Source organism: Streptomyces sp. NPDC001056 (genome assembly GCF_053598955.1).
Genome location: NZ_JBSFLI010000083.1, coordinates 1 through 3,076, shown reverse-complemented (window position 1 = coordinate 3,076; position 3,076 = coordinate 1). Strand labels below are relative to the sequence as shown.

Below are 3,076 nucleotides of genomic sequence, written 5' to 3'. Positions count from 1 at the left end.
GATGAAAATCCTGCCAAACAAAATCGTACGTCGCAATCGAAATACTCAAATGCCGCCTTGATATTGCAATGCTTTACATTTTCAACGAGTTTCAATTCCGATATAGAGGGTCGGAAATATTCATTTCATCGCGACCCATAGCAGGCTTGCATTGCGCGGGAACACCACATTGGATGATGGAGCCGATTTAAATACCTTTGCCGGCACGGAAAATTTGTTTGATCGAAAGAAAATAAATTAAACAGTTCAAACGATTTAAATAATGATCGCCGGTATTTTATTAGGTTGCATGACATCAAATACTGGGAAACTCGGGTCCCTCACGGCCAATGCCTCGCGGGGCCGTCGGCGCGCGAATACGTGCCGGCACGCCGCTGCGTCACGATCAATTGCCGGCAACGTCTGCAGAACCGGCAACGCGCCGACCGTCCGATCGTCGTGATCGACGCGCCGTCGAGCTGGATGAAACGCATCGGCGGCAATCTCCGCCGCGAGCCGCCAGTCCCCCTGTAGGTTCGCAGAAAAGGTGGTCTCTGCGGTCCATATGAATCAATAGCTTGAGCACCTTTTCTGAGAATTTCGCTCGGGAAAAGTGGCAGAAAAGGTGGCCTTTTCCTATAAAATTCGCAGAAAAGTTGGCCTCCGACCGAAGCAAACTTTATAACACCCGAAAAATCAAACACTTACGCACAGATCAGGACCAGTGAACAAGTGGCGCTCGTGGATCGAGATGGCGTCCCTTAGGCCGCACACGAACTCGTTGACCGTCAAACCGTTGGAGAATGTGTGCTTAAACATCGAGCAACGGTACGGGCGGCGGCGAGTTCGAATAGATTCGGTCACTCTGATCACGCATGTTTGATCTGCAGTGCCAGATAGAGATTGCCTCGACGTTCGAGCCTGCGAGAGATCACGGTAATCATCAACTGTATAGGCCGAGACCTGACCGGTCAGTCAACGTCAGATCAGGTCTCGGACAATACGACCGCTCGTTGCCAATGGCGGTGATCGACTGCGGATTCAACCCGTCTGTTGATGTCCGGGCAGAACTGACCCACTAGAGCTGAAAATTTTCATCGAATTTTGACCCACGTGATTGAATGCTCTGCTCAATCTTTGAGCAGGGGATACAAAGGTGATCACGGTGGGCATATTGGCCAAGATCAGGCGGATGTATTTCCGCGAGAAGGTCCCGTTGCGCGAGATTGCGCGGCGTACGGGCCTGTCCCGAAACACGGTGCGCCGCTGGCTGCGGCAGACTGATGCCGTCGAGCCGAAGTATCCGAAGCGCGTCAGCCCGAGCGTCATCGACGACTGGGCCGCACAGCTGACAGGTTGGCTGCGTGCCGACAGTCATCGCCCGAAGCGTGACCGGCGCACCGCCCGGTTCATGTTCGAGGCGATCCGCGCCGAGGGTTACGCCGGCAGCTACGGCCGGGTGAGCGCGTTCGTGAGGCGTTGGCACGAGGAGCAGGCTGAGGCGCCTCGCAGGCAGGCCTTCGTGCCGCTCGCCTTCGAACCCGGCGAAGCCTTCCAGTTTGACTGGAGCTGCGAATACGCTTTTATTGGCGGGCTGCGGCGACGCCTGGAGGTCGCCCACGTCAAACTTAACTCCAGCCGCGCGTTCTGGCTCGTCGCCTATCCCACACAGAGTCACGAGATGCTGTTCGATGCGCACGCCCGCGCGTTCGCCGCGTTCGGCGGCGTGCCGCGGCGCGGCATCTACGACAACATGAAGACCGCCGTGGACAAGGTTGGCCGCGGCAAGGAGCGTGCGGTCAACGCGCGCTTCGAAGCGATGTGCAGTCACTACCTGTTCGAGCCGGAGTTCTGCAACCGGGCTGCAGGCTGGGAGAAAGGCATCGTCGAGAAGAACGTTCAGGACCGGCGACGTCAGATTTGGCACGAAGCAGCGCTACGGCGCTGGGAAACGCTGGAGATCCTGAACGAATGGGTCGCTGGTCAGTGTCGTGAGGCGTGGCACATGCGGCACCCGCAGTGGCCTGAGCTGACAGTCGAGGATGTGCTGCAGGACGAGCGTACCCGGCTGATGCCCAATCCACGGCCGTTCGACGGCTACATCGAGCAGACCCTGCGAGTCTCGTCGACCAGCCTGATTCACTTCCAACGCAACCGCTACAGCGTGCCCACCGAGTACACGAACCAGCTGGTGAGCGTGCGCTGCTATCCGGCATATCTCAGCGTCGTCGCCAACGCCCAGGAGATCGCACGCCACGAACGCAGCTTCGAGCGGCACATGACCTTCTACGATTGGCGCCACTACGTCACGTTGGTCGAGCGCAAACCCGGCGCACTGCGCAACGGCGCGCCGTTCATCACGATGCCGCAGCCGCTGCAACTGCTGCAGCGGCATCTGCTGAAACACCCGGGCGGCGATCGCGTCATGACGCAGGTGCTCGCTGCGGTGCGCGAACACGGGCTCGATGCGGTGCTGCTCGCCGTACAGGCTGCGCTGGATTCAGGACGCCCCAGCGCAGAGCACGTCCTGAACGTGCTGAGCCGGCTGAAGGCGCCCGTCACGAATGGCAGCCTCGCCACGACGAAACTCCAGCTCAAGGAAGAGCCCGCGGCCGACGTGAGCCGTTACGAGACGCTGCGCGCCAACCCACCGGAGGATCGTCATGTCTAACGATATCGCGGCCCAGCTCAAGGGTCTTAAACTGCACGGCATGGCGAGCACGTGGCCGGAGCTGCTCGCGCAGTCGCGCCACACGGACTTCGAGCCGGAGCGCTTCATGAAGCAGCTGTTGATGGCTGAAACCGCCGAACGGCAGGTGCGCTCGATTGCCTATCAAATGACCGCTGCGCTTCCCGGCCCACCGCGACCTGAAGGGCTTCGACTTCGCGCAGGCACACGTCGACGAAGCGCTGGTGCGCGAACTGAGCGAGCTGTCGTTCCTCGAAAGCGCGCACAACGTCGTGTTCATCGGTGGTCCGGGCACTGGCAAGACGCACCTCGCCGACGGGGTAGGGGCAGGCAGCGGACGGCTTGTTGTGGATCGAGGAGGTCGCGATGCCGTCGGTGCTGGGGTTGATGGAACAGCGTGAGGCGCGG

Annotated in this window: 3 protein-coding genes; all 3 read left to right on the top strand. The window is 59.8% G+C overall.

The window, feature by feature from the left end; all coding sequences use genetic code 11:
* The first annotated feature begins 285 nt into the window (after positions 1-285).
* The 3 genes from ACWDD7_RS37450 (at position 286) to ACWDD7_RS37440 (ending at position 3,056) form a co-directional block, all read left to right on the top strand.
* Positions 286-513, top strand: coding sequence for a hypothetical protein (locus tag ACWDD7_RS37450; protein WP_105815179.1), 228 nt, complete (start codon positions 286-288; stop codon positions 511-513).
* 658 nt (positions 514-1,171) lie between these two features.
* The gene (gene istA / locus ACWDD7_RS37445) at positions 1,172-2,650 is read left to right on the top strand and encodes an IS21 family transposase (RefSeq protein ID WP_239170783.1); all 1,479 of its coding nucleotides are present in this window, start codon (positions 1,172-1,174) and stop codon (positions 2,648-2,650) included.
* On the top strand, positions 2,643-3,056 hold the full coding sequence (locus ACWDD7_RS37440; RefSeq protein WP_450460686.1) for an ATP-binding protein: 414 nt from the start codon (positions 2,643-2,645) through the stop codon (positions 3,054-3,056). The genes istA and ACWDD7_RS37440 overlap by 8 nt, the downstream gene beginning before the upstream one ends.
* The last annotated feature ends 20 nt before the right edge of the window (positions 3,057-3,076 follow it).

Coding starts and splice junctions, on each gene's coding strand:
- istA (WP_239170783.1), top strand. CDS start 1,172: ATGTATTTCCGCGAGAAGGTCCCGTTGCGCGAGATTGCGCGGCGTACG.
- ACWDD7_RS37440 (WP_450460686.1), top strand. CDS start 2,643: ATGTCTAACGATATCGCGGCCCAGCTCAAGGGTCTTAAACTGCACGGC.